A 21611-nucleotide genomic window follows, 5' to 3' on the forward strand; every position below is an offset into this window, starting at 1 on the left:
TGGACGGTCAGGGATTGGCCACCGCGATGCCGCCGTCGCCCAGCGCTGTCACGCCGCTGAGCGCGGCGATCCGCACCGGGACCAGGCTGCTGGTGAACCGCTGGCCGTCGCCGAGGGCGCCGTTGTAGCCGCTGCCCCAGGCCCAGACCGTGCCGTCGGACTTCAGTGCGTACCCGATGCTGTTGCCGGAGGCCAGGGTGGTGACCCCGGTCAGCCCGGACACCGTCACCGGATCGGTCACCGGCGTGCAGGGGTTGTCGAGGCCGCCCTGGCACTTCGTGCCGTTGCCCAGTTCACCGTCGGAGTTCATGCCCCAGGCGCGAACCGTGCCGTCCGGCATCAGCGCGTACGCGGTGCCGTCGGTGAAAGCGGCCGCCCGCCCGGCGACCGCGACCGCGCCGGTGACGCCGGGCACCTGGTGGACGTTCGGGTCGCCCTGGTAGTTCGAGTTCTCGCCGCCCCACTGCCAGACCGTGCCGTCGGACTTGATCGCCAGCCGGTCGCCGATCTTGACGACGTTGTTCAGGTTGGCCACCTGGACCGGCGTCGCCGAGGCGCAGTTCGGGCCCTTGGGCGAGATGCCCTCGCCTTCCGAGCACTTGTTCGGGTCCGGCGCGACCCCGGTGCCCAGCTCGCCGAAGACGTTCTGGCCCCAGGCCCACACCGTGCCGTCGCTCTTGAGCGCGTAGCCGTCGCCGGTCGAGCCGGCGATGGCCACCACGTTGGTCAGGCCGGTGACCTGAACCGCCGTGCTCGCCAGGTAGTTCTCGTCCTGCACGCCGTTGCCCAGGCTCCACATGTAGTTGCTGCCCCACGCCCAGACCGTGCCGTCGTTGCGCAGCGCGTACCCGCCGGTGATCTGGGTGATGCCGCTCAGGCCGAACACCTTGCCGGGAGTGGTCGAGTAGTAGCTCGGCGGATAGATGTACTGGGTGGTCGAAACCGGGCCGTCGCCGTAGCCGCCCGGGCGGCCGTTGGCCAGCTCACCCGCGCTGTTGCTGCCCCAGTCCCAGACCGTGCCGTCGGACAGCAGCGCGTAGCCGTGGCCCGAGCCGAAGGGGCCGGTGGTGACCGCCGTGACGCCGGACAGCCCGTAGGCCGCGGTCGGCGTGTGCAGGGCGTTGTCCGTTGTGCCGTCGGCCTTCTGGCCGTACTGGTTCTGGCCCCAGGTGTAGACGCAGGCGCTGGCGCATGGCTGCTTCGCCACCGCGAAGTAGCCCGTCAGGTCGGCGATCGCGTCGACCTGGCCCACGTGGTTGAACAGCTGGGCCTTGGCGTCCGTGCCGAGCGTGGTGATCGCCATATTGGCCGAGGTCTGGCCCGGCTCCAGGTTCAGGTTGCTGGCCGATGGCCGGTCGGAGAAGTCCGGCCACGCCGTCAGATAGGTCGAGCCGGTCACGTTGGTGGCCGTGAGGTTGTAGACCGCGGCGCTCGCGCCGTCCGGCACGAAGCCGCTGAAGTTCAGCGAGTGCGTGCCGCCGGGGCCGAGCGGCTGGCGCGGATTTCCGTTGGTGTCACGGGTGTCCACCGCCCGCAGCTGCTGCAACGGGAAGAACGACAACCGCGAGTCCGGCGAGTAGTACCCGGCCAGATCAGCGATCAGATCCACCGAACTGTGCGCATTGGCCAACGTCACCTTCCGATCGGCACTCAACTGCACCGTCACCAGATTCGGACTCGTCTGCCCCGCCTCGAGATTCAAGTTCGACGCATCCGGCTTCCCCTGCCCAGCCGGATAAGCCGTCACAAACGTCGAACCCGTGACATCAGTACCGGTCAGGTTGAACACCGCCGAGGTCGCCCCCGCCGGCACCTGCCCGGACAGATCCAGGGTCACCGTCCCACCCGGACCCAGCGGCGCGGAGTCCCTGGTGTCCAGAACCCGTTGCGGCGCAACGGAAGTGAACTTGGCGCCGGTGGACGGCGAGTAGTACCCGGCCAGGTCCACGATCGCGTCGACCGCGCCCGGCCCCGCCTCCAGCCACACGCCGTGCTGCCCCGCGCCGCCGATCGGGCTCGTCACCAGGTTGGCCCGCGTCTCACCACCGGCCAGGTTCAGGTTGGACGTGTTGTTCGGCGACGGCCCGGCCAGCGAGCCCACCGCCAGGTACGTCGGCCCCGTGGACCCCGTCCCGGTCAGGTTGAACACCACCGCCGTCGCATCGGCCGGCACCAGGCTGGTCGGGAACGTCACCTCGTAAGCAGTACGGGCCGGAATCTGGTGCCCGCCACCGACTCTCGTGTCATACACCCGGGTCGGCGTCACCGGCGTGAACGAACTGCCCGACGCCACCGCCCCCGGCGCCGCCTGCACTCCCGGCACCGCAACAAAAGCCGCCGCCACCATCACGGCGACAAGAACCCCTGCCCTGGCCGCGCGATCACGCCGTAAACCAGCGACCACACCCGACCCAGCTCTACTCAAAGACATGGAACCCCCTGCGATGGACCCTCCCCGACCCGCAGCGCAGTCTGACACGCACTCCCCCCAACAAACCACCCACCGCCACCAACCCGACCCAACCTCACCAGGCCCAGGGCTTCCAAAACCAAGACGGACCAAAACCAATGCCCCAAACCCGACACACCACCCATGGGGGCAAGGGCGGAGCCCCAAACGAGCACCCCGCCCCAGCACTCCGAGCGCCCCGAGGCGAAGCCCAGTGGGGGCAAGGGGCGAAGCCCCAAAAACCAGCACACCACCCCGTCACTCCACCCCGCCGGCAACCCACCCAGAAAGCGACGGGCGAAGCCCGAGCGGGGGGCGAAGCCCGAGCGGGGGGCGAAGCCCGAGCGGGGGGCGAAGCCCGAGCGGGGGGCGAAGCCCGAGCGGGGGGCGTGGGGGGCGAAGCCCCCCACATCGGGGGTCTGGGGGTCGTCCCCCAGAACGACCCCGGCGAGAGTGGGCTCGCGCTTTCCGCGAGCACACCTCTCCCATCGAGCCGGCGGCGGGACTTGAACCCGCAACCCCTCGCTTACAAGGCGAGTGCTCTGCCAATTGAGCTACGCCGGCATGGCTTTGGACATGGTAAGCGGCGCAGCGGGTTGCCACCTGCGACTTGTGGTCTGCTCAGGGTAGAACCGGATTCCTCCGTCCGGATGTCGCCTCAGCCGGCCGGGTGGCGCGCATGCCCGCTGACCAGGGCAGAAGCGGCGGCCACGGTTCGTGATCAATGTCGACCGATCGGGGTAACCCGGTGGAGCGTGTCGGAGACCACGTCGCCGCCCTTGCAACGGTTGGGTGAATGGGACCGATCCTGCGTACGGATGATCGGGGAGGAGACGGGCAGTGCGGCACACCCGGCGGGTGCGGGGCAATTTCTGGCGGCGGCAGCGGGTGGCGGCGACGGCGCCGGCGGAAGTGGGCCCCGAGCTGCCGTCCGATGCCACCGTGAACCTGGTGTTGGACCTGGCGCTGCGGATCGGCGAGGTCCAGCTGGCCAGCGGCGCGGCCGCCGCGGACGTGGCCTCGACGCTGATGCGGGTGACCGCGGCGTACGGTCTGCCGCGCTGCGAGGTGGATGTGACGTTCATCTCGATCTACGTCTGCTGCCATCGCGGCACGGCCGCCTCGCCGGTGATGTCGATGAAGGTGGTGCGGTCCCGGGGCCTGGACTACACGCGGCTGTCCGCCCTGGAGTCGCTGGTGCGGCGGGTGATCGCCGGTTCGGTGCCGGCCGAGCGGGCGTCGGTGGAGCTGGACGAGATCAGCGCGGCCAAGCACCCGTATCCGCGCTGGCTGGCGACGGCGGCGTGGGCGGCGATGGCCGCGTCGGTGGCCTTGCTGCTGGGCGGCGGCCCGATGATGGCGCTGGTGGCGGCCCTGGTCACGGCGGTGGTGGACCGGGTCGGCCGCCTGCTGAACCGCCGCAATCTGCCGTTCTTCTTCCAGCAGGTGGTCGGCGGCGCACTGGGCGCGGGCGGGGCGCTGGTGGCGACGGCCACCGGGCTGGTGCCGCCGAGCCAGCTGTCGCTGGTGGTGGCGGCCGGCATCGTGGTGTTGCTGTCGGGCTTGTCGGTGGTCAGCTCCGTGCAGGACGCGATCAACGGCTACACCGTCACAGCCTCGGGTCGCACCATGGAGACGCTGCTGATGTCGGTCGGCCTGATCACCGGCGTCGCCTTCGCGCTGCGGATCGGCGTGCGGCTGGGCGTCGGCTCGACGCTGGCCCCAGTGTCGCCGCTGAGCTTCGGCACCGTCCCGATCCAGATCGTCACCGGCGCCGCCGCCGCGGTCTTCTTCGCCCTCGCCAGCTACGGGCAGCCGCGGGCCCTGCTCGTCGCCGGCCTGTCCAGCGCCCTTGGGGTCGGCGCGTACAGCACGCTTCAGGCCGCCGGCGCCGACGTGCTGACCGGGTCCGCCCTGGCCGCCGTGCTCATCGGCTTCTGCGGCCAACTGCTGTCCCGACGCCTGCGGGTGCCGCCCCTGGTCGTCGCCATCTCCGGCCTGACTCCGCTGCTGCCCGGTCTGACGACCTACCGGGGCCTGTACCAACTGACCGTGCAGGGCGATGTCAGCGGCTTGTCCACCCTGGTCCTGGCCATGGGCATCGGCCTGGCCCTGGCCGCCGGCGTCGTGCTCGGCGAATTCCTGGCCCAACCAGTCCGCAGCCGACTCGGCCGCCTCGAACGCCGTTTCTGGGTGTCGCGCTGACCCCCGGACCAACCGGACCAATCCCGTGTTTCCAAAGGAACATCCGCACCCCCGACCGTCAGGAATAGGGGATTCTCTAGACCTGCCCCGCCTACCATTGCCCGGTCGAGGAAAGGGCCCGGGTGACGGTCGCCACTCGGGGGTAACCCCGTCGGCAGGACGCGCCTGTCGCCGAAGCTGGTTAGCCTCGGTGGCGCAGCGCCGCGAGCACCTGTCGAGGAGGCGTCACCCCGTTGAGCACCAACGGCTCGGATTTCATCGTCGTGGCCAACCGGCTTCCGGTCGACCTGGAACGCATGGAGGACGGCACCCAGCGGTGGAAACACAGCCCCGGCGGTCTGGTCACCGCACTCGAACCGTTCCTGCGTTCGCGCAGCGGCGCCTGGGTCGGCTGGCCCGGCGTGGCCGACGCGGAGGTGGAGGCGTTCGAGGAGGAGGGGCTGCGGCTGTATCCGGTGGGCCTGTCCTCGGCCGAGGTGCGGGACTACTACGAGGGCTTCTCCAACGCCACTCTGTGGCCGCTCTATCACGACGTGGTGGCCCCGCCGGTGTTCGACCGGTCCTGGTGGGAGAGCTATGTCAAGGTCAACCGGCGCTTCGCCGACGCCTGCGCCTCGATCGCGGCCAAGGGCGCCACGGTGTGGGTGCAGGACTACCAGCTCCAACTGGTGCCGCAGCTGCTCCGCGAGCAGCGCCCCGACCTGCGCATCGGCTTCTTCCTGCACATCCCGTTCCCGCCGGTGGAGCTGTTCATGCAGCTGCCGTGGCGCACGGAGATCATCCGCGGGCTGCTCGGGGCCGACCTGGTCGGCTTCCACCGGCCCGGCGGCGCGCAGAACTTCCTGTGGCTGGCCCGCCGCCTGGTCGGCCTGGAGCCCAGCCGCGGCGCGGTCGGCGTCCGTACCCGTCCGGGTGTCGTCCAGGTGGGTGACCGCACCGTGCGGGTGGGCGCCTTCCCCATCTCCATCGACGCCGCCGGCCTGGACGCGATCGCCCGCAGCCGGGAGACCCAGGCCCGGGCCAAGCAGATCCGGGAGGACCTGGGCAACCCCAAGCGGATCATGCTCGGGGTCGACCGGCTCGACTACACCAAGGGCATCGACGTGCGGCTGCACGCCCTGCACGAGCTGCTGGCCGAGGAGCGCATCACGGCCGAGGACACGGTCATGGTGCAGCTGGCCACGCCCAGCCGGGAACGCGTCGAGCACTACAAACAGATGCGCGGCGAGATCGAACAGGTGGTGGGCCGAATCAATGGCGAGTTCGCCCGGGTCGGTCACCCAGCGGTGCACTATCTTCACCAATCGGTGGACAGGCGGGAACTGTGCGCGTTCATGAGTGCCGCGGACGTGATGATCGTGACGCCTGTCCGAGATGGTATGAATTTGGTCTGCAAGGAGTACGTGGCCTGCCGATACGACCTCGGCGGGGCTCTGGTCCTCAGCGAGTTCGCCGGCGCGGCCTCGGAGCTCACCAGCGCGTTCCTCGTCAACCCGCACGACCTGGACGGGGTGAAGAACTCGCTTTATGCCGCCCTCACCGTGGATCCGGCCGAGGGCCGCCGTAGGATGCGCGCACTGCGCCGTCAGGTCCTGACCCATGACGTCGACCGCTGGGCGCGGTCGTTCCTCGAGGCTCTGGGCTCCGCGTCGCCGAACTGATTCGGTTCAGTACCAGTGTGACCCACAGTTGAATACCCCGAAAATCCCCCGAAAGCCTGAGGAGGAGGCGCGTGACCGCCGAGGCCCTCCCCGCGGAGCTCCGTCGCGCGCTCGTGCAGCTGGCACGAACGCCTCGACTGCTCGTCGCGTGCGACTACGACGGAACGCTCGCCCCGATCGTGTCCGACCCCGAACAAGCACGGCCGTCCACCGAGTCGGTCGGCGCGCTGCGTTCGCTGGCCGGGCTCCATGAGACAACGGCGGCGGTGATCTCCGGTCGCGCCCTTCGCGACCTTGCGACACTGTCGCGCCTGCCCGGTGAGGTGCACCTGGTCGGCAGCCACGGCTCCGAGTTCGACGTGGGCTTCGTGCACGCGCTCGACGCCGACGCCAAGGCGCTGCACCGGCGCATCGAGCAGACCCTGGACGAACTGGTCGCCGACGCCGAGGGCGTGCACCTGGAGACCAAGCCGGCCAGCATCGCGGTGCACGTGCGCCGCGCCCCCGCCGAGATCGGCGAGCGGGTGCTCGACGCCGTCCGCTCCGGCCCGGCCACCTGGGACGGCGTGCAGGTCACCGAGGGCAAGGCGGTGATCGAACTGGCCGTGGTGCAGACCGACAAGGGCCACGCCCTTGACGTGCTGCGCCACCAGGTCGGCGCGACCGCCGCGGTGTTCATCGGCGACGACGTCACCGACGAGAAGGCCTTCGCCCGGCTGACCGGCCCCGACCTGGGCATCCACGTCGGCGACGGCGAGACCCAGGCCGGCTACAAGATCGCCGACACGGTGGCCGTGGCCACCGTGCTGGCCTTCCTGGTCGAAGAGCGCCGGACCTGGCTCTACGGCGAGCAGGCGCCGCCCATCGAGCGGCTGTCGATGCTGGCCAACGAGCGCTCGGTGGCCCTGGTGACCCCGGACGCCAAGATCACCTGGCTGTGCCACCCGGAGCCGGACTCGGCCGCGGTGTTCGCCGACCTGCTCGGCGGGCCGTCCGCGGGCGTGTTCTCGATCAAGCCGGAGCGCAACGGCCTGCCGCTGGGGCAGCGCTACCTGCCCAACACCATGACCGTGGAGACGCGCTGGTCGCGGCTGCTGGTCACGGACTACCTGGACCACTACAGCGCCCCGCACCGCACCGACCTGGTGCGGGTCGTCTCCGGCGCGACCACCGCGAAGATCGAGTTCGCGCCGCGCCCGGAGTTCGGGCAGGTGCCGGTGGCCCTGGTCGCCGAGGACGACGGCCTGCGGGTGGTCGGCACCGGTGACCCGATCGTGCTGCGCTCTCCCGGCGTGACCTGGCAGATCAGCTCGGACGGCATGCACGAGACGGCGACCGCCATCGTCTCGCCCGGCCCCGACGCCCCGGTCGTGCTGGAACTGCGCTGCGGCACCGACGACCTGTCGCCCAACCCGGTCAGCGAGCCCGAGCGGCGCGGCCGCAGCGGCCGCTACTGGTCGGAGTGGGTGGAGACGCTGTCCATCCCGCCGGTGGAGAAGGACCTGGTGGTCCGGTCCGCGCTGACGCTGCGCGGGCTGGTGCACTCCGAGTCCGGCTCGATCATGGCCGCGGCCACCACCTCGCTGCCCGAGGAGATCGGCGGCGTCCGCAACTGGGACTACCGCTACTGCTGGCTGCGGGACGCGGCGCTGACCGCGCAGGCCCTGGTGTCGCTGGGCTCCATCCGGGAGGCCGAGGCCTACCTGGGCTGGGTGCACCGCGTGCTGGACACGCTGCCCGGTCCGGAGCGGCTGCACCCGCTGTACACGCTGTACGGCACCACGCTCGGTCCCGAGGCCGTCATCGACACGCTGCCCGGCTACGCCGGCTCCCGGCCGGTGCGCGTCGGCAACCTGGCCAACCAGCAGGTGCAGCTGGACGTGTTCGGCCCCGTGGTCGACCTCGTGGCCCAGCTGACCGAGGCCCGCGGCAAGATCACCGACGACGACTGGCGCATGGTGCAGGCCATGGCCGAGGCCGTCTCGCGCCGCTGGCACGAGCCCGACCACGGCATCTGGGAGGAGCGGCACGCGCCGCGGCACAACGTCTACTCGAAGGTCATGTGCTGGATGACCATCGACCGGGCGATCAAGCTGGCCGAGGGCTACGGGCGCGAGCTCGACCCGTCCTGGCCGGCGCTGCGCGAGGCCATCGCCACCGACGTGCTGAAGAACGGCTGGAACGAGGAGGTCGGCTCCTTCACCACCGCCTACGACGGCACCGACCTCGACGCCGCCTCCCTGCACGTGGGCCTGACCGGCCTGATCGACCCGACCGACGAGCGCTTCCAGTCGACGGTCACCGCGATCGAGGCCGAGCTGCGCTCCGGCTCCACCGTCTACCGCTACCACCGGGACGACGGCCTGCCGGGCGACGAGGGCGGCTTCCACCTCTGCGCGGCGTGGATGATCGAGGCGTACCTGCTGTCCGGGCGGCGCACCGAGGCCGAGGAGCTGTTCGCGCAGCTCGTCGACTGCGCCGGTCCCACCGGCCTGCTGCCCGAGGAGTACGACCCGATCGCCGAGCGCTCGCTGGGCAACCATCCCCAGGCCTATTCACACCTCGGCCTGATCCGCTGCGCCCAGCTGCTGGCCAACCACAAGTAACCCGCAGTAATCGCTAGGAAGGGGCCTTTCCTGACGTCCAACGCCAGGAAGGGCCCCTTCACTGCACTTCAGGCCACTAACGGGTGAGTCCCCATCACCCACCCCCTGCCACCCATCGTGATCGCTGGGAAGGGGGCCTTCCTCCACTCGGAGTGAAGGAAGGGCGCATTCCCAGCGCTGGGGCGGGAGTTGTCCACAGGGTTGTGCACAGAGCTGTGCACAACCGGGTGAGGGGTGTGGACAGATCAGATGTCAAGGGGGATGCGGCCGCCGAAGGGCTTGATCATGGCCATCGCCAGGGTGATCACGTCGGCGCTGCGGCCGTGCTGGTCGGCGTGGGTCTTCATCAGGTTGACGGTATGCCGCTCCCCCTCCGACCACGCCGACCACCGCTGCCGGGCCTGGGCGTCCAGGGCCTCGAAGTCCGGCTCGTCGGCGGCGGTGACCTCCAGCAGCCAGCTCAGGTACGCCCGCAGGTCGGCGATGGCCGTGGAGCCCGCGCCCTGAATCGGGCCGTGGCCGGGCACCAGGCGCCGGTGCTCCAGGGTGGTCAGCCAGTCCAGGGCCTGGATCCAGCCCTCGGCGGTGCCGGCCATCACCAGCGGCGCCACGCCGACGAACACCAGGTCGCCGGTGAACAGCACGCCGTCGGACGGCACGTGCACGACCAGGTCGCCCTCGGTGTGCGCGACCCACGGCACCGGCAGCACCTCGGCGCTGGCGCCGCCCAGGTCGACAGTGGTCGGCTCGGACACCAACTCGTCGATCTTCGGCGGCGTCACGTCGCCCCAGCCGTCGAAGTCGAAGACCGCCTCGAACAGGTGCGGCCCGGCGGCGATCATGTCGGCGGCGTGCCCGGTGGCCAGCAGCCGGCCGCCGGCCCGGGCGATCTGGATCGCCCCGTGCGCGTGGTCGCCGTGCCAGTGCGTGATCGCCGCGACCAGCTGCTCGCCCGCGTGCCCGGTGTCCTCGCGAACGGCGTCGAGCAGGCGGGCCGACCGCGCCTCGGTGGCGAGGGTGTCCACCACCAGCGTGCGCTCGCGGCCGGTGACCCAGCCGGCGTTGTTGAGGAACCAGCCACCGGTCGGCTGCTCGTACGCGCGAGTGGCCGAACCGAGGGAATGCACCAACGGGGATGACGACATACCGGCAGTCTGGCACCTGTGAACGCGCGTGGCCGCTGCGGGCAACACCAGGTGTGACCACGATGTCGAAAGACGACACGGGCGAACACGAGCGGCCGGATCCCGGCGATCCGGCCGAGCTGTTCGCCCGGCTCTACGACGAACACGCCCCGGCGTTGCAGCGCTACCTGGCGCGCCGCATCGGCCCGGAGACCGCGGACGACCTGGTCGCCGAGACGTTCCTGGCCGCCATCGCCGGCCATGGCAACTACGACCCGAGCCAGCCGATCCGGCCGTGGCTGTACGGCATCGCCACCAACAAGCTGCGCCGTCACCTGCGCCAGGAACGCCGCCGCTACCAGGCGACGGCCCGGCTGGCCGCCCGGAACCGTCCGGCCGACGACCACGAGGCCGCGGTCGCCGACCGGGTCGACGCCGACGCTCGGGTCCGCGCCCTGGCCTCGGTGCTGGCCAAGCTGGCCGGCCCCGACCTGGACGTGCTGCTGCTGACCTCGTGGGCCGGCCTTGACTCCACCGAGGTCGCCGAGGCTCTCGGCATCCCGGTCGGCACCGTGCGCTCCCGGCTGCACCGGGTGCGGAAATCACTGCGAACCAGCCAAGGAGGATCCGATGCGACAGCTCTGGACTGACGACGAGCTCGACCAGGCCCTGGCCGAGCTGCACGCCGACGTGCGCCCCACCCCGAACGGCCTGGCCACGGTCCGCGATCGCGTGCTGAACCCGGCCGCCGCCCGCGGTCCCCGATTCCGCTCGCCCTGGTTCCCGCTCGCCGCCGCGGCGGCGGTAGCGGCCCTGGTGACCAGCGTGCTGGTGCTGCTACCGCACACCGTGCAACCGGCCGCGCCCCCGACCGCCACGGACTTGTCCTCGCAGCAGCTGAGCGCCCTGCTGGCCAAGATCCACTACAGCGATCCGACCGTCGCGCCCGGCCAGTTCAAGTACGTGCGCGAGCAGCTGTGGGGCGGCGGCTCCCCCGACGGGCTGGTCGACCAGGCCACCACCACCTGGCAGCCGGCCACCTGGACCGACGAGTGGCTGCGCCGGACCTCGATCATCGGCATGGTGCCGGCGACCTACGCGAACGGCGCCATCAAGGCCACCGGTCCCGAGAAGCAGCTCAACATGACCAACCAGGACGTCACCGCGGCCTGCGGGGACTTCGACTCGGTGAACCCGCAGGTCACCGGCCACCTGCCCTGCGTGGGCCAGAAGGGCGGCTGGCTCACGCCGACTCCGGAGTGGCTCGCCGCCCTGCCCAGGGATCCCGAGCAGCTGCTGGACGAGGAGCTGAAGGCCAGCCAGGCCGCCATGAGCCCGCTGTACATGGCGATCTACGCCCTCAGGTCCGGTGTCGTGCCGGCCGACGTCCGGGCCGCGCTGTACCGGGCGCTGGCCGGGGCGCCGGGCAGCTACGGCCGGGAGAACGTCCCGAACCTCCAGGGCAAGCGGGGGCTGGCCATCGGCGTCATCGACCGCGGCATCCACGACGAGCTGCTGATCGACCCGAGCGACGGCAGCTTCCTAGGCGAACGGCAGTACAGCGAGAGCACCGGCACGGTGATCGCCTACTCCGCGCTGAGCTATGCGGTTGTGGACGGCAAGGGCGTCACGCCGAAGTGATCACCTACTTCTTGGCCACATCGTACAGAACCTGAAGCGCCGCACCGAGATCGGGCACCACCAGGGCGCGGACCTCCGGGGGGAGGGGGCCGGAGTCCGGCGGCACCAGCGCCCGGGTGAAGCCCAGCCGAGCCGCCTCGGTCAGGCGCCGCCCGACGCCGGTGACCCGCCGGATCTCCCCGGCCAGGCCGACCTCGCCGACCGCGATCACGTCCGCCGGCAACGCCGCGTCCACCGTGGCCGAGGCGACCGCGAGCGCGATGGCGAGGTCGGCCGCCGGCTCGGTGATGCGCATGCCGCCGACCGCCGCCGCGAACACGTCCTGATCGGTCAGCCGCACCCGCCCGCGCCGCTCCAACACCGCGAGGATCATGGCCAGCCGGGCCGAATCCAGGTCGCTGACCGCGCGGCGCGGGGCCGGCAGGCCGGTCTTGGCCACCAGCGCCTGCACCTCCGCCAGCAGCGGCCGCTTGCCCTCCATCACCACCGTCACGGCCGTGCCCGGCACGCCGACATCCTTGCGGTTCAAGAACAATCCCGACGGATCCGGCACCCCCACGATGCCGTCGTCACGCAATTCGAAGCAGCCCACCTCGTCGGCCGGGCCGTAGCGGTTCTTCACGCCGCGGACCAGTCGCAGCGTGCTGTGCCGGTCCCCTTCGAACTGGAGCACCACGTCGACCAGGTGCTCCAGCACGCGTGGGCCGGCGATCGAGCCGTCCTTGGTGACGTGGCCGACCAGTACCACCGGCAGCGCGTTCTCCTTGGCCAGCGCGATCAGCGCCGACGCCACCGCGCGCACCTGGGTCACGCCGCCGACCACGCCGGTGTCCTCGGTCGACTGCACGGTCTGCACCGAGTCCACGATCATCAGGCCCGGCTTGACGTCCTCCACGTGGCTCATCACCGCCGACAGCTCGCTCTCGGCCGCCAGGAAGATCTCCGGGTGCAGGTTGCCCGTGCGCTCCGCGCGCAGCCGCACCTGGCCCGCCGATTCCTCGCCCGTGACGTACAGCACAGGCCCCGAGTCCTGCTCCGCCCAGCGGTGGGCCACCTCCAGCAGCAACGTCGACTTGCCCACGCCCGGCTCGCCGGCCAGCAGCACCACCGCCCCCGGCACGATGCCGCCGCCCAGCACCCGGTCCAGCTCGTCCACGCCCGTCGACCGCGCCTTGGTCGCCTCGACGTCCACCTCGGAGATCCGCCGCGCCGGCGCACTCGGCGCGCCCGCCGCGATCCGCGCCAACCCCGCCCGCGCCGGCGCCCGCTCCTCCACCGTGCCCCAGGCCTGGCACTCCGGGCAGCGCCCCACCCACTTCGCCACCTCGAACCCGCACTCAGCGCACCGGTAACTGGCCTTGGCTGGCTTGGCGTTCTTCACCACGCGGCAACGCTATCGGCCGGGTCTGACAGTTCCGCGCGGGAGCCCACCCAACCCGGGCGAGGCCGAACAGACCGTGCTCCCGATCTGTTGGTCAGCCCACCGACCTAGCCGAAACCATCCCCCACCACTCCCTTGGGGGGCTGCCCCGTCGCCAGCCTACCCGAGGGAAGGGCTAGTCGATCTTGATAGCGGGGTGCCTGTGGATAACTCAGGGGCTGTGGACAAGCCCCCGGCAGCGGTGCTGTCGGGGGCTTGGCGGCAGAAGCTCAGTTGTCGACGCGCGCGGACTTGTCGGCGGCGATGGGGAGGGTGAGCGTGAGGTCGCCGGCGCTGGCGAAGGTGAAGGTGACCTGCACGGTCTGCCCCGGCTGGATCTTGTCCACGTTGAGGCCGATCAGCTGGATGCGGATGGTGCCGATGGGCAGGTCGGCGGCGCTGGTGCTGGTGGTGGCGGTCACCGAGGTCGACGTGGCGGTGCTGGTCGACGTCGAGGTGCCGCTGGTGGAGGTGCCGGTGGTCGACGTGGAGGTCGCCGGGGCGGACGTGGTGGTGGTGGTGGGCAGCGGCGCGACGGTGGTGGCCGTGGCGGTGATGGCGTGGAAGCCGGGGATGGTGCCGTCGCCGACGATCTGCGCGGAGCCGAACTGCGGGCTGCTCACGCCGGTGAGCTTGTCCGAGGCCTGGCCGGAGTTGGCGATCGTGACGAGCACGGCGGCGTTGTCGCCGCGGCCGTAGAAGCGCTTGGCGGTGGGGAACGCCAGCTGGGCGTCACGCACCGCGATCTGCTTCACGGTGCCCATCGAGCCGTTGACGGCCGGCACCTGGGTGTCGGTCTGCGTGATCTGGCCCGCGCTGCAGCCGGACACGAGGATGGCGGCGCCGATCCCCAGCACGGCGGGAAGCAGGCGCAGTCGCGTGATCAGGTTCTGCTCACCGCTGCTCACTGTGGCGGGATCCTTCCTTGGCACACCATCAACTCCGACACGTGGACCGAAGCCTAACCACTGGCCGTCAGCGGCCGCGCACTCGGTGCCCGTTCGGGTTGTCCACTGTGGATCCGACCGGGGTGGGCAGCACGCCCAATCGGGGTTTGTCAACCCCCCGTGCGGCCGCTGACCTGCGGTAACGGATCTTCGGCCCGGGGCGCGCGAGTTGCCGGACGTGTTAAGCTAGGGTCAGCGAAAGGGGCAGAGGACACATGGTTTTCAAGGTCGGAGAGACCGTCGTCTACCCGCACCACGGTGCCGCTCTCATCGAAGCGATCGAGACCCGTCTGATCAAGGGCGAGGAGAAGAAGTACCTCGTCCTCAAGGTCGCCCAGGGCGACCTGACGGTCCGCGTGCCCGCTGACAACGCCGAGATCGTGGGTGTGCGGGACGTCGTGGGCCAGGACGGGCTCAACCGGGTCTTCGAGGTTCTGCGTGCTCCCCACACCGAGGAGCCGACCAACTGGTCCCGGCGGTACAAGGCCAACCTCGAGAAACTCGCCTCCGGCGATGTGAACAAGGTGGCCGAAGTGGTGCGTGATCTGTGGCGGCGCGAGAAGGACCGCGGGCTGTCCGCCGGCGAGAAGCGCATGTTGGCCAAGGCACGGCAGATACTGGTCAGTGAGCTCGCACTGGCCGAAGGAACTGACGAAGACAAGGCCGAGGTCCTGCTGGACGAGGTCCTCGCTACCGCATCCTGAATTCGTTGAACACTCCGGTGGCCGCGGACGCGCGCGTCGTTGCGCTCGTGCCCGCGGCCGGCCGGGGAGTACGCCTCGGCGCTCCCATCCCGAAGGCGCTCGTCCCCGTCTGCGGATCTCCTCTTCTGGTGCACGCCGTGCGTGGCCTGCTGGCCGCCGGCTGTGTCGACCAGGTTGTCGTCGCCGCCCCGCCGGACATGGTGGACGTGGTCGTCGACGCGCTCAGTGAGTTCGGTCGCACCGTCCGTGTCGTGCCCGGCGGCGCGGAGCGATCCGACTCGGTCCGCCTCGCCCTCGACGAGGCGCTGGCCATCCACCCCGACACCCGGGTCGTGCTCGTGCACGACGCCGCCCGCTGCTTCACGCCGCCCGAGGTGATCCAGGGCGTGGTGGACGCGGTGCGGGCCGGCGCGCCGGCGGTGATTCCCGTGCTTCCGGTGGCGGACACGGTCAAACAGGTCGATGCGCAGGGTGTTGTGGTCGCCACTCCTGACCGCTCGACACTGCGGGTGGTGCAGACCCCGCAGGGTTTCGACGTCGACTTGCTCCGCCGGGCACATGATCAGCAAGATGCCCCGGTGACCGACGACGCCGGTCTGGTCGAGCGGCTGGGCGAGCCCGTCGCCACCGTCGCCGGCCACCCGCACGCCCTGAAGATCACCACCCCGTTCGATCTGGTGATCGCCGAGGCGCTGTTGTCTGGAGCGCGGCTGTGACCGAGCGTGCGAGGGCGCCAATAAGCACAGGGACCTGGGTCGCGGACCCGCCGAGTGCCAGCGAGGTGGGCCTGTGACTTTCCTCCCGCGCGTGGGCGTCGGCACCGACGTCCATCCGATCGAGGCCGGCCGCGACTGCTGGATGGCCGGTCTGCACTGGCCGGGCGTCGACGGTTGCGAGGGCCACTCCGACGGCGATGTCGCCGCGCACGCCCTGTGCGACGCGCTGCTGTCGGCCGCCGGGCTGGGCGATCTGGGCGCCGTGTTCGGCACCGGCGACCCGCGTTGGGCCGGCGCCAGCGGCATCACCCTGCTCACCGAGGTCCGCAGGCGGCTCGACGAGGCCGGCTTCACCGTGGGCAACGCGGCGGTGCAGGTGATCGGCAACCAGCCCAAGATCGGCAAGCGCCGGGACGAGGCCCAGCAGGTGCTGTCCGAGGTTGTCGGCGGTCCCGTCTCGGTATCTGGGACGACCACGGACGGATTGGGCCTGACCGGCCGCGGCGAGGGCATCGCCGCCGTCGCGACCGCCCTGGTTGTGCCTTCAACCAACTAGGGTTGATCACATGTCCGTGACTCTCAACGAGGCCTCGCTCGCCCTCATCGACGGCCTCAACTTCGCCTCCATCGCCACCATCAACCCGGACGGCAGCCCGCAGACCTCGGTCGTGTGGGTCACCCGCGACGGCAACGACCTGCTGTTCTCCACGGTCGTCGGCCGGCGCAAGGAGCGCAACCTGCGCCGCGACCCCCGGGTCAGCGTGACGATCTTCGACCAGCAGCAGCCGTACAACTACATCGAGGTGCGCGGCTCGGTCACGCTCGACCCGCAGGGCGGCCGCGAGCTGATCGACGCGCTGTCCAACAAGTACGTCGGCAAGGACTACGACGCGGAGCCCGAGGGCGCCGTGCGCGTGGTGATCCGGCTCACGCCGCAGAAGGTGACCGGCAACGCCGCCTGAGTGATGAGTCCACTGTGGACCGCCGCGACCGCGTCACTTTCCCTTGGGCGCGGCGGTCCAGACCATCTACGTTGGTGGTGTGGCTGACATCCAGGGCGTCCTGTTCGACTTCTCCGGCACGCTGTGCCGCCTCGAGTTCGGCTCGGGCGTGCTGGACGGCCTGATGGACGACGCCGGCGCGCCGCTGGAGATCACCGACCAGGTCGAGCTGATGCGCCGGCTCACCGCGCCGGTCGGCATCTCCGAGGGGCTGCCCGAGGAACTGCACGAGGCGTGGCACCGTCGCGACCTCGACACCGAGGTGCACCACACCATCTACACCGCCGCCCTGAAGGCCGCCGGCCTGCCCGACGGGGCCGCGGAAACCGTGTACCGGCGGATGCTCGACGCCGACAACTGGGCGCCGTACCCGGACGTCATCGCCGCCCTGAAGACCGTGCGCGCCAAGGGCCTCAAGTCGGCCGTGGTCAGCAACATCGGCTGGGACATCCGGCCGGTGCTGGCCAAGCACGGCCTCGCCGACCTGGTCGACGTGATCGTCATGTCCTATGTGGAGGGTCACGTCAAGCCGGAGCCGGAGATCTTCGCCGCCGCCTGCGAGCGGCTCGGCCTTGAGCCGGCCCGGGCGCTGATGGTCGGCGACAGCGAGGAGGCCGACGGCGGCGCCGCGGCGCTGGGCTGCTCGGTGGCGATCGTCGACCCGCTGCCCACCGCCGAGCGTCCCGACGCTCTGCTGTCGGCGCTGTCCGCGTACGGGATCTGATCGCTTCCGTTTACCTCGCTGTCCGGACTGACCTGGGCGAATGGGCCTGTCCGGAGTTCGTGCGTACCATTTGCGTGTGAGCCTTCACCTCTACGACACCGCGACCCGCACCTTGCGGGCGTTCCAGCCTGCGCGCAGTGGAACCGTGTCGATCTACGAGTGTGGGGCCACCGTGCAGGGCGCGCCGCACCTAGGTCATATCCGGGGCGCGGTGAACTTCGACGTGCTGCGGCGCTGGCTCGAACACGCCGGCAACGACGTGCTGCACGTCCGCAACGTGACCGACATCGACGACAAGGTGCTGACCAAGGCCGCCGATGCCGGTCGCCCCTGGTGGGAGTGGGCCGCGGCGAACGAGCGCGCGTTCATGGACGCCTACGAGGTGCTCGGCTGCCTGCCGGCCTCGATCTCGCCCCGCGCCACCGGGCACGTGCCGCAGATGATCGAGCTGATGCAGCGGCTGATCGACCGCGGGCACGCGTACGCCGCCGACGGCGACGTGTACTTCTCGGTCGCCTCCTTCCCCGCGTACGGCGCGCTGTCCGGGCAGAGCCCGAACGACGTCAAGCAGGGTGAGGGCCCGGTGCTCGGCGGCAAGCGGGACCCGCGCGACTTCACGCTGTGGAAGTCCGCCAAGCCCGGCGAGCCGTCCTGGCCGACCCCGTGGGGCCCCGGCCGGCCCGGCTGGCACCTGGAGTGCTCGGCCATGTCCACGTACTACCTGGGCGCGGAGTTCGACATCCACGGCGGCGGCCTGGACCTGGTGTTCCCGCACCACGAGAACGAGCAGGCCCAGTCCCACGCGGCCGGCGACCCGTTCTCCCGGTACTGGATGCACTGGGCCTGGGTGACGATGAGCGGCGAGAAGATGTCCAAGTCGCTCGGCAACGTCATGTCCATCCCGGCCATGCTGACCAAGGCCCGGGCCGTGGAGCTGCGGTACTACCTGGTCGGCCCGCACTACCGGTCGACCATCGAGTACTCGGACGCGGCGCTGGACGAGGCCGTTGCGGCGTACGGGCGGATCGAGAACTTCGTGCAGCGCGTGGTCCAGCAGACCGGCCCGGTCGAGCCGGGCGAGCTGACCGCCGAGTTCACCGCCGCCATGGACGACGACCTCGCCACCCCGGCCGCGCTCGCCGCCGTGCACAGCACCGTGCGCGAGGGCAACGTGGCCCTGGACAACGGCGACCAGGGCGCGGCCCGCGGGGCCGCCGGCTCAGTGCGCGCCATGACGGCCGTGCTGGGGCTGGACCCGTTGTCCGAGCGGTGGTCCCGATCGTCCACTGCGGACGATTCGATGCAGCAGGCGCTGGACGTGCTCATCGGTCACCTGTTGGAGGAACGGCAGCGGGCCCGGGCCGAGCGCGACTTCGCGACCGCCGACCTGCTGCGCGACCGGCTGTCCAAGGCCGGCATCACCGTCGAGGACACCCCCGGCGGTCCTAAGTGGAGCTTGTGAGGAACTGACAGATGGCGGGTAACTCCCAACGGCGTGGTGCCATGCGCAAGACCGGCACCAAGAAGGGCGCCGTCGTCGGCTCCGGTGGCCAGCGGTCCAAGGGTCTGGAGGGCAAGGGCCCGACGCCCAAGGCCTCCGAGCGCACCGGGCATCCGGCGCAGCGCAAGGCCAACGCCGCCGCCGCGCGCAAGGAGGACCAGCAGAAGCGGGCCAAGCGCTCGGGCGCCAACGCCGAGACCGTCGCCGGCCGCAACCCGGTCGTCGAGTGCCTGCGGGCCGGCGTGCCGGCCACCGCGCTGTACGTGGCCATCGGCATCGACGCCGACGAGCGCGTGGCCGAGTCGATCAAGCTCGCCGGCAACCGGGGCATCTCCGTGCTGGAGGTGGCCCGGGGCGAGCTGGACCGGATCACCGCCGGGGCCATGCACCAGGGGCTCGGGCTCCAGGTGCCGCCGTACTCGTACTCGCACCCCGACGAGCTGCTCAAGCAGGCCCAGGACAGCGGCGAGCCGCCGCTGCTGGTGGCGCTGGACGGCGTCACCGATCCGCGCAACCTCGGCGCCGTCGTACGCTCCGCCGCGGCTTTCGGCGCCCAGGGCGTGCTGCTGCCGCAGCGGCGCAGCGCCGGCATGACCGCCGTGGCCTGGCGGACCAGCGCCGGCACCGCCGCCCGGATGCCGATCGCCGTCGCCACCAACCTCACCCGGACGCTCAAGGACTGGGCGTCCGAGGGGCTGATGATCATCGGCCTGGACGCCGACGCCACCATCTCGTCCGACGAGCTGGAGCTGGCCACCGGTCCGCTGGTCGTTGTCGTCGGCTCCGAGGGCCGGGGGCTTTCCCGGCTGGTCAAGGAGACGTGCGACCAGACCGTGTCCATCCCGATGGCCGCCGGCGTGGAGTCGCTCAACGCCTCCGTCGCCGCCGGCGTCGTGCTGGCCGAGGTCGCCCGCCGCCGAAGGGTGGCCGGCCGGATCTGACGTTCGGCCAAACGGCCCCTCGGTCTTGGGTTAGGGTCGGCCGTTGCGTCCCTGACCCGAGGCCGAGGATGAACTTCGTCAGCCCCCTGTTCCTGTGGTACTTCGTGCCGGTCGTGCTGCTGGCCGTGCTCGTCACGCCACGTGGCTGGCGCAACGGCGTGGTCGCCGTGGCCAGCCTGGTCTTCTACGCCGCGGGCGCGGGGCCGACGACGCTGTTGCTGCTGTGCAGCATGGCCATCAACTACGGCGCCGGCATGATCCTGGAGCCCGAGCGCAGCCGGCTGTCGGCCAGCGATCGCCGGGTCGTGCTGGCCGGTGTGATCGCCGTCAACCTCGCCGCCCTGGTCGTGTGGAAGTACGCCGGGTTCCTCACCCAGCAGGCCGACAGCATCGCCAAGCTCTTCGGCGGCGGCGTCGAGATCGCCCAGGTGGCGCTGCCCATCGGCATCTCGTTCTACACGTTCCACCACATCTCGTACCTGGTCGACATCCACCGCGGCGAGCGCAAGGCCGCCCGCAATGCCGTGGCCTTCATCGCCTACATCGCGATGTTCCCCCAGCTCGTGGCCGGGCCCATCGTCCGCTACCGCGAGATCGCCGACCAGCTGCCCCAGATTCGCTACCACCGCCTCGACGACTTCGCCGCCGGCTTCCCGCGGTTCGCTCTGGGCCTGAGCAAGAAGGTCATCGTCGCCGACCAGCTCGGCCCCGTCGTCGCCACCTGCTTCGACACCGCGCCCCACGACATGACCTTCGCCATCGCCTGGGTCGGGGCCATCGCCTACACCCTCCAGCTGTACTTCGACTTCTCCGGCTATTCCGACATGGCCATCGGTCTCGGACGCATGCTCGGTTTCCGCCTCCCCGAGAACTTCGCCCGCCCCTATTCCTCGGTCACCGTCACCGAGTTCTGGCGACGGTGGCACATGTCCCTCTCCCGCTGGTTCCGGGACTACGTCTACATTCCCCTGGGCGGCAACCGCCATGGCGTAGCCAAGACCTACCGCAATCTCGGCGTCGTCTTCGTGCTCACCGGTTTCTGGCACGGCGCCAACTGGACGTTCCTGATCTGGGGCCTGTACCACGGCGCCCTGCTCATCATCGAACGCGGCCTGGACACCGGCTCCGCCCCCGCTGTCCCCCTGCACCGCCTCCTCCGCCGCGCCGGCACCCTCCTGCTCGTCATCTTCGGCTGGGTCCTCTTCCGCGCCCCCGACCTCGGTCAGGCCATGGTGATGATGGGCCACATGCTCATCCCCGACCTCTCCGGCCTCGGCGACGTCGTCGGGCCCACCCTCAACAACCAGCGCACCCTCGTCCTCCTCCTCGCGCTGCTCGTCGTCCTCATGCCCGCCCGCCCCGCCACCGGCCGCTTCCTCGAGTCCGCCCGCACCCGCCCCGCCATAGCCCTGCGCGCCGGCGTCATGCTCCTCGGCCTCCCCTACGCCGCCATCCTCCTGGCCTCCGGCACCTTCAGCCCATTCCTGTACTACCAGTTCTGACCCACGTCACCGCTCTTTTGCTTGCCGCTGAAGCCAAACCACATTCGATGCCGTCAGCGGCAACAACCTCGCCACCAGCAACGCCGCAACCTCCCTGGTCATCACCAGGTGGAACTGCTCGCTCCCCTCATCCAGCCGCACCGTGACGTGATGCTTGCTGTGGTCCGTAACCACCACCTCAGCCCCCGGCCGCCCCACCTGCGCGATCATCGGCCGCCCGTCGTCTTCCCTGTGCAGCACCAACATCAGGGTCCCTCCGGTCCGATCCGCGACCACTCCACAGCAGCCCGCCGGTCAAACTCCTCCGCAGCCACCGATGACGCATGCCGCGCCCACAACGGCACCCCCAGATCCGCCGCAAGCACCCGCCACGCCCCCGCCACACTCTGATACCCGACCGCCAGCCGCCCGACCGCCTTCACGTCAGCGGCCTTCGTCGCCGCAAACAACGCCGCCGTCTGCTCCGCGT

The 21611-nt window shown here is 70.8% G+C and carries 18 protein-coding genes and 1 tRNA gene; 13 read left to right on the forward strand and 6 right to left on the reverse strand.

What is annotated here, in order from left to right; genetic code table 11:
- Window positions 1–7: 7 nt before the first annotated feature.
- Window positions 8–2194: an RCC1 domain-containing protein gene (locus ACIG5F_RS23210; RefSeq protein WP_396520614.1), complete on the reverse strand. Its 2187-nt coding sequence runs from the start codon at window positions 2192–2194 to the stop codon at window positions 8–10.
- A 746-nt stretch (window positions 2195–2940) separates the two neighbouring features.
- Window positions 2941–3013: transfer RNA gene (locus ACIG5F_RS23215), tRNA-Thr, on the reverse strand.
- Between the two features lie 276 nt (window positions 3014–3289).
- On the opposite strand from ACIG5F_RS23215, the gene ACIG5F_RS23220 reads away from it, so the two are divergent.
- From ACIG5F_RS23220 to otsB, 3 genes are all read left to right on the forward strand, one after another.
- Window positions 3290–4654 (forward strand): threonine/serine exporter ThrE family protein, encoded by a 1365-nt coding sequence (locus ACIG5F_RS23220; protein WP_396520615.1) that lies wholly within the window; start codon window positions 3290–3292, stop codon window positions 4652–4654.
- A gap of 233 nt (window positions 4655–4887) precedes the next feature.
- Window positions 4888–6315, forward strand: coding sequence for a trehalose-6-phosphate synthase (locus ACIG5F_RS23225; protein ID WP_396520617.1), 1428 nt, complete (start codon window positions 4888–4890; stop codon window positions 6313–6315).
- 71 nt (window positions 6316–6386) lie between these two features.
- Window positions 6387–8921: a trehalose-phosphatase gene (gene otsB / locus ACIG5F_RS23230; protein ID WP_396520619.1), complete on the forward strand. Its 2535-nt coding sequence runs from the start codon at window positions 6387–6389 to the stop codon at window positions 8919–8921.
- Window positions 8922–9166: 245 nt separating this feature from the next.
- Here the strand turns inward: otsB and ACIG5F_RS23235 are convergent, their stop codons facing one another.
- Window positions 9167–10066, reverse strand: a complete 900-nt coding sequence (locus ACIG5F_RS23235; RefSeq protein ID WP_396520621.1) for an MBL fold metallo-hydrolase — start codon at window positions 10064–10066, stop codon at window positions 9167–9169.
- A 62-nt stretch (window positions 10067–10128) separates the two neighbouring features.
- On the opposite strand from ACIG5F_RS23235, the gene ACIG5F_RS23240 reads away from it, so the two are divergent.
- Window positions 10129–10695: an RNA polymerase sigma factor gene (locus ACIG5F_RS23240; RefSeq protein WP_396520623.1), complete on the forward strand. Its 567-nt coding sequence runs from the start codon at window positions 10129–10131 to the stop codon at window positions 10693–10695.
- The gene (locus tag ACIG5F_RS23245) at window positions 10676–11686 is read left to right on the forward strand and encodes a CU044_5270 family protein (protein ID WP_396520625.1); all 1011 of its coding nucleotides are present in this window, start codon (window positions 10676–10678) and stop codon (window positions 11684–11686) included. The genes ACIG5F_RS23240 and ACIG5F_RS23245 overlap by 20 nt, the downstream gene beginning before the upstream one ends.
- A gap of 4 nt (window positions 11687–11690) precedes the next feature.
- Here ACIG5F_RS23245 and radA read toward each other — a convergent pair whose 3' ends face one another.
- The gene (radA, locus tag ACIG5F_RS23250) at window positions 11691–13070 is read right to left on the reverse strand and encodes a DNA repair protein RadA (protein WP_396520627.1); all 1380 of its coding nucleotides are present in this window, start codon (window positions 13068–13070) and stop codon (window positions 11691–11693) included.
- A 266-nt stretch (window positions 13071–13336) separates the two neighbouring features.
- Entirely contained in the window at window positions 13337–14014 is a 678-nt protein-coding gene (locus ACIG5F_RS23255) for a hypothetical protein (RefSeq protein WP_396520628.1), read from the reverse strand.
- 254 nt (window positions 14015–14268) lie between these two features.
- On the opposite strand from ACIG5F_RS23255, the gene ACIG5F_RS23260 reads away from it, so the two are divergent.
- The 8 genes from ACIG5F_RS23260 to ACIG5F_RS23295 all read left to right on the forward strand — a co-directional run bounded on the left by ACIG5F_RS23260 (window position 14269) and on the right by ACIG5F_RS23295 (window position 21142).
- Entirely contained in the window at window positions 14269–14757 is a 489-nt protein-coding gene (locus tag ACIG5F_RS23260; RefSeq protein WP_043719844.1) for a CarD family transcriptional regulator, read from the forward strand.
- Window positions 14758–14774: 17 nt separating this feature from the next.
- A complete protein-coding gene (gene ispD, locus ACIG5F_RS23265) occupies window positions 14775–15473 on the forward strand; it encodes a 2-C-methyl-D-erythritol 4-phosphate cytidylyltransferase (protein WP_396520680.1) in 699 nt (232 codons plus the stop codon).
- Between the two features lie 73 nt (window positions 15474–15546).
- A complete protein-coding gene (gene ispF, locus ACIG5F_RS23270; RefSeq protein ID WP_396520630.1) occupies window positions 15547–16029 on the forward strand; it encodes a 2-C-methyl-D-erythritol 2,4-cyclodiphosphate synthase in 483 nt (160 codons plus the stop codon).
- Window positions 16030–16039: 10 nt separating this feature from the next.
- Window positions 16040–16435 (forward strand): PPOX class F420-dependent oxidoreductase, encoded by a 396-nt coding sequence (locus ACIG5F_RS23275; protein ID WP_396520632.1) that lies wholly within the window; start codon window positions 16040–16042, stop codon window positions 16433–16435.
- A gap of 79 nt (window positions 16436–16514) precedes the next feature.
- Window positions 16515–17198 carry an HAD family hydrolase gene (locus ACIG5F_RS23280; protein ID WP_396520634.1) on the forward strand — a complete coding sequence of 228 codons (684 nt, stop codon included), beginning with the start codon at window positions 16515–16517 and terminating at the stop codon, window positions 17196–17198.
- Between the two features lie 76 nt (window positions 17199–17274).
- Entirely contained in the window at window positions 17275–18660 is a 1386-nt protein-coding gene (gene cysS / locus ACIG5F_RS23285) for a cysteine--tRNA ligase (RefSeq protein ID WP_396520636.1), read from the forward strand.
- 11 nt (window positions 18661–18671) lie between these two features.
- Window positions 18672–19640 (forward strand): 23S rRNA (guanosine(2251)-2'-O)-methyltransferase RlmB, encoded by a 969-nt coding sequence (gene rlmB, locus ACIG5F_RS23290; RefSeq protein WP_396520638.1) that lies wholly within the window; start codon window positions 18672–18674, stop codon window positions 19638–19640.
- Window positions 19641–19708: 68 nt separating this feature from the next.
- Window positions 19709–21142 (forward strand): MBOAT family O-acyltransferase, encoded by a 1434-nt coding sequence (locus ACIG5F_RS23295; protein ID WP_396520640.1) that lies wholly within the window; start codon window positions 19709–19711, stop codon window positions 21140–21142.
- Between the two features lie 6 nt (window positions 21143–21148).
- Here ACIG5F_RS23295 and ACIG5F_RS23300 read toward each other — a convergent pair whose 3' ends face one another.
- The gene (locus tag ACIG5F_RS23300; RefSeq protein WP_396520642.1) at window positions 21149–21388 is read right to left on the reverse strand and encodes a hypothetical protein; all 240 of its coding nucleotides are present in this window, start codon (window positions 21386–21388) and stop codon (window positions 21149–21151) included.
- Window positions 21389–21611: the final 223 nt, after the last annotated feature.

The organism is Kutzneria sp. NPDC052558 (assembly GCF_044547355.1).
Classification (GTDB): Bacteria; Actinomycetota; Actinomycetes; order Mycobacteriales; family Pseudonocardiaceae; genus Kutzneria.